This is a genomic window from Nocardioides sp., from assembly GCF_036274455.1.
In the GTDB taxonomy this organism is placed as follows: domain Bacteria; phylum Actinomycetota; class Actinomycetes; order Propionibacteriales; family Nocardioidaceae; genus Nocardioides.
Genome location: NZ_DASUFR010000030.1, coordinates 1 through 4,696, shown reverse-complemented (window position 1 = coordinate 4,696; position 4,696 = coordinate 1). Strand labels below are relative to the sequence as shown.

5 protein-coding genes are annotated in these 4,696 nt (G+C 72.3%); all 5 read right to left on the bottom strand.

Annotated features, from left to right (window positions below; genetic code table 11):
- Positions 1–807 (bottom strand): FAD-dependent oxidoreductase (locus tag VFV89_RS03035; protein WP_329704424.1); only part of this gene is annotated, 807 nt, incomplete at its 3' end.
- On the bottom strand, positions 804–1,826 hold the full coding sequence (locus VFV89_RS03030; RefSeq protein ID WP_329704423.1) for a thiamine pyrophosphate-dependent enzyme: 1,023 nt from the start codon (positions 1,824–1,826) through the stop codon (positions 804–806). The genes VFV89_RS03030 and VFV89_RS03035, both read right to left, overlap by 4 nt.
- Entirely contained in the window at positions 1,823–3,016 is a 1,194-nt protein-coding gene (porA, locus tag VFV89_RS03025; RefSeq protein ID WP_329704422.1) for a pyruvate ferredoxin oxidoreductase, read from the bottom strand. Before porA ends, VFV89_RS03030 begins: the two co-directional genes overlap by 4 nt.
- Complete coding sequence (locus VFV89_RS03020; protein ID WP_329704421.1) at positions 3,009–3,593, bottom strand: 2-oxoacid:acceptor oxidoreductase family protein; 585 nt, start codon at positions 3,591–3,593, stop codon at positions 3,009–3,011. Before VFV89_RS03020 ends, porA begins: the two co-directional genes overlap by 8 nt.
- 1 nt (position 3,594) lies before the next feature.
- Positions 3,595–4,614, bottom strand: coding sequence for a type I glyceraldehyde-3-phosphate dehydrogenase (gene gap, locus VFV89_RS03015; RefSeq protein ID WP_329704420.1), 1,020 nt, complete (start codon positions 4,612–4,614; stop codon positions 3,595–3,597).
- Positions 4,615–4,696: the final 82 nt, after the last annotated feature.

Below are 4,696 nucleotides of genomic sequence, written 5' to 3'. Positions count from 1 at the left end.
GGCCGTGTCGCCGCCGCCGTAGACCGCGACGCGGCGGCCGAGCAGCGGCCGCTCACCCTCCTCGAGCCCGTGCAGCAGCGAGACGGCGTCCACCATCTTGGCCGCGGACGCGGCCGGCAGGTAGGCGCGCTTGCCGAGCTGAGCGCCGACGGCCAGCACGACTGCGTCCCAGCCCTCGTCGCGCGCCGCACGTACGTCGGTGACCGGGCTGTCGAGCTCGATCCGGACGCCGAGCGTGAGCAGCCGCCCGATCTCGGCATCCAGCACCTCGCGGGGCAGCCGGTAGCGCGGGATGCCGTAGCGCATCATGCCGCCGGCGTGCGGGGCCGAGTCGCGGATGACGACCTCGTGGCCCAGCAGCGTGAGGTGGTAGGCCGTCGACAGGCCCGCCGGGCCGGCGCCGACCACCAGGACGCGCCGTCCTGTCGGCGCAGCGATGACGGCGACCTCCCAGCCAAGCTCGTGGGCGCGGTCGCCGAGGAAGCGCTCGACCGAGTTGATGCCCACCGCCTCGTCGAGCTGGCCGCGGTTGCAGGCGGTCTCGCACGGGTGGTAGCAGACCCGGCCGGTGATCGCCGGGAACGGGTTCACCGCCATGATGTTGCGCCACGCGGCCTCGTAGCCGGCGTCGCCCTCCTGGGCCAGCCCGAGCCAGGTCCGCACGTCCTCACCGGCTGGGCAGGCGTGCCCGCAGGGAGCCGTGAGCGTCTGGTAGACGGGACGGTCGGTGCGCCACGTGCCGGTGTGGTCGGCCCGGCTCGAGCCGGGACCCAGGGTGACGGCGAACGGGAGCTGCATGTCGGTCATGTCCGGACCTCGTCCTTCGGCGCGGCTTCGTCGGGCTCTCCCTCGAGCAGCCCGAAGCGGGCGATGTAGCGGTCGGCCCGCTCCTGCAGCGCGGCCACGACCTCGGGCCGGCCCTCACCCCGGAAGAGGTGGGCGAACCGGGTCTGGGGCCGCAGGTAGTCCTCGACCGGGACGGGCTGCCGGATCGGGGTGACCCCGGTGACCGTGCCGTGCTCGGCCTCGAAGACCGGGAACAGGCCGCTGCGCACAGCCAGGCGCGCGATCCGCACGGTCTCGGCCGACTGCGTCCCCCAGCCCAGCGGGCAGGGCACCAGCAGGTGCAGGTAGCGGGCGCCGTTGATCCCCATGGCCTTGACCACCTTGGCCTCGAGGTCATGCAGGTCGGCGACGGTCGCGGTGGCGACGTAGGGGATCTCGTGGGCCATGGCGATCTGCGGCAGGCTCTTGCCGGTCCCGAAGGAGTTGCCCACCGAGCCGCCGAGCGGACGGGTGTTGGCCGTGCTCGCGGCGGGCGGGGTCGCACCCGACCGCTGGACGCCGGTGTTCATGTACCCCTGGTTGTCGTAGCAGATGAACAGCACGTCGTCGTTGCGCTCGAACATGCCCGAGAGGCAGCCGAGCCCGATGTCGACGGTCCCGCCGTCCCCCGCCTGGGCGACCACCCGGATGTCGTCTCGGCCGGTGGCCCGCAGCGCCGCGGCCACCCCGGAGGCGACGGCGGCGGCGTTGCCGAACAGCGAGTGCAGCCAGGCCACCTGCCATGCCGACTCCGGGTACGGCGTCGAGAACACCTCGAGGCACCCGGTGGCGTTGACGGTCACCATCCGTCCTCCGGCGGTGCGCTGGGCGGCGTCGAGCACCACCCGCGCCGCGAGCGCCTCGCCACAGCCGCGGCAGGCGCGGTGACCGGACGTGATCGCGTTGCCGCGGTCGCGGCTGGACTGGATGGTCCGCTGGTCCTCCTCCAGCAGCCGGTTTCCGGCGGCGAAGGTGCCGATCTGGTACAGCTCGCTGGTCACGGCAGCGCCTCCTCGCGGGCGAGCTCCCTCTGAGCGACTCGCTCGTCGAGGTCGCGGTAGTCGAGCACCCCGGCGGGCTCCCACCCGTCGAGAACGTCGCAGACCAGGTCCACGAGCCCGGCCCGGGTCACCGGACGGCCGCCCAGGCCCATGACCACCTCGCGAACCGCGGTGCCCGTGGGGGCGCAGACGTGCACGTCCTGGCCCAGAACACCCCCGGGGCCTGTCGCGACGGCGCGGTTCACGACCACCGCGTTCGCGATGCCGGACAACGCGTCGTGCAGCGCATCACCGGGCCAAGGCCGGTAGCACGTCACGCCGAGAACACCGGCCCGGACGCCGTCTGCCCGGAGCTGGTCGACCGCGTCGGCCGCCGTCCCCCACACCGAGCCCATCACCACGAGGACCACCTCCGCGTCGTCGGTGCGATAGGGGCGCAGCAGCCCCCCGGAGTCGCGTCCGAAGGCGCCGCGGAACCGGTCCGCGACCTCGGCCAATGCGTCGAGGGTGCGGCGCTGACGCTGCGCCATGAGGTACTTCACCTCGGTGTAGGCGTCCGGCCCCACCATCGCGCCGATCGTGACCGGGTGGTCCGGGTCCAGCCACTGCCGGGGCCGGAACGCCGGAAGGAACGCGTCGACGTCGTCCTGCTCGGGGACGTCGATCTCCTCCATGGCGTGGGTGAGCACGAACCCGTCCATGCACACCATCACCGGGAGCGACATCTGCTCGGCCAGCACGAAGGCCTGGACGTGCAGGTCGACCGCCTCCTGGTTGGACGAGGCGAAGAGCTGGACCCATCCGGAGTCGCGCTGCGAGAGAGCATCGGAGTGGTCGTTCCAGATGTTGATGGGCGCACCGATCGCCCGGTTGGCCACGGTCATCACGATCGGGAGGCCGAGCCCGGAGGCGTTCGGCAGCGCCTCGGCCATGAACAGCAGCCCCTGGCTGGCGGTGGCCGTGTAGGTCCGGGCGCCCGCCGCGGAGGCGCCGATGCAGGCGGAGAGCGCACCGAACTCGGACTCGACCATGAGGTACTCGCACGAGGTGAGCTCACCGACGGTGACCAGCTCGGACAGCCGCTCCACGATGTGGGTCTGCGGCGAGATGGGGTACGCCGCCACGACCGTCGGCCGGCACCGGGCCACGGTCTCGGCGACGGCCTTGGAGCCCTCCACCTGCCTACGCATCGTGATGCTCCCGTTCGCTGACCAGGTCGTGTGCGTCCGATGCCAGCTGCAGGTTGGCCTGGAGCACGTCGTCGGTGGCGGTGGTGAACCGCTGCCGGATCGCCTCCTGCAGCGCCGGCAGCCCGACGATGCCGGTCAGGGCGACCACCGCACCGATGAGCGCGGTGTTGGGGAGCGGGCGGCCGAGCCGCTCGCGCGCGAGCTCGGACGCCGGCAGGCACACCGCGTGCTGGTGTCCCTCGAGCCGGAGCCCTGCATCGGCCAGCTCCGCCGGCGTACGCGCGGAGTTCACGACGACGACGCCGTCCTCGGCCAGCCCGTCGAGGACGTCGGCGGCCCGCAGCAGCGTCGGGTCCTGCACGACGACGACCTGGGGCGCGTCGAGCGGGTCGTGAGCGCGGATCGGCTTGTCGTCGATCCGGCAGTAGGACACGACAGGTGCGCCGGTCCGCTCAGAGCCGAAGCTCGGCAGTGCCTGCGCGTGCAGGCCCTGGTCGAAGGCGGCCAGGCTCAGCAGCTCCGCCGCGGTGACGACCCCTTGTCCACCGCGCCCGTGGATGCGGACGTCGAGAGTCATGTCACGCCACTGGGGTGGTCACGGACTCGCCGACCAGACGGACCAGCTCGGCCAGTCTTGCGGTGTAGCCCCACTCGTTGTCGTACCAGCCGAAGACCTTCACGAACCGACCCGAGGCCTGGGTGAGCGAGGAGTCGAACACGCAGGAGGACTCGTCACCGATCACGTCGACGGACACGATCGGCTCGGTCTCGTAGCGCAGCCGTCCCTCGAGCTCCGGGCTGTGGCTGGCCGCCTGGAACGCGGCGTTGACCTCCTCGACGGTGACCTCCCGGTCGAGCAGGACCGCCAGGTCGACCAGGGACCCGTCGACGACGGGCACCCGGAGCGCGACGCCGTCGAGCCGTCCGGCCAGCTCGGGCAGGACCAGGCCGACGGCCCGTGCGGCGCCGGTGGTGGTCGGGATGATGTTGACCGCGGCCGAGCGCGCCCGGCGCAGGTCCTTGTGCGGGCCGTCGATCAGGTTCTGGTCGCCGGTGTAGGCGTGGACGGTCGACATGAAGCCCTGCTGGACCCCGAAGGCCCGGTGGAGCACAGCGACCATGGGTGCGACGCAGTTGGTCGTGCACGACGCGTTGGAGACGACGTCGTGGTGCTGGGGGTCGTAGGTGTCGTCGTTGATCCCCATGACGATGGTGGCGTCGACGTCCTTGCCCGGCGCCGAGAGGACCACCTTGCGGGCACCCGCCTCGAGGTGCTCGCCGGCGGACTCGTAGGTCCGGAACCTGCCGGTGCACTCGACCGCCACGTCGACGGCGTACGAGGCCCAGGGCAGCGCGGCCGGAGTGGTCGCGTTCGACCACGGGATCTCGACGCCGTCGATCTCCAATGCGTCCTCGCCGGCCTCGACCAGGTAGGGGAACGGCCCGTAGGTCGAGTCGCGGCGGAGCAGGGCAGCAAGCGTGCGCGGGTCGGCGAGGTCGTTGACGGCGACGACCTCGAGGTCCTTGCTCAGCACGGCCTGCCGAAGCAGTGCGCGGCCGACTCGTCCGAGCCCGTTGATCGCGATCCTCATGGTCAAGCTCTCCCTCCGTGGGCCGCCCGGCCCTCTGGTTCCACGCTCGGTCATCCGCCCGGGCCGGGGCAGGGTCATGCGTCCTCGC

Excerpts from the sequence above, each read along its gene's own strand:
- porA (WP_329704422.1), bottom strand. The coding sequence starts at position 3,016 with ATGCGTAGGCAGGTGGAGGGCTCCAAGGCCGTCGCCGAGACCGTGGCC.
- VFV89_RS03020 (WP_329704421.1), bottom strand. The coding sequence starts at position 3,593 with ATGACTCTCGACGTCCGCATCCACGGGCGCGGTGGACAAGGGGTCGTC.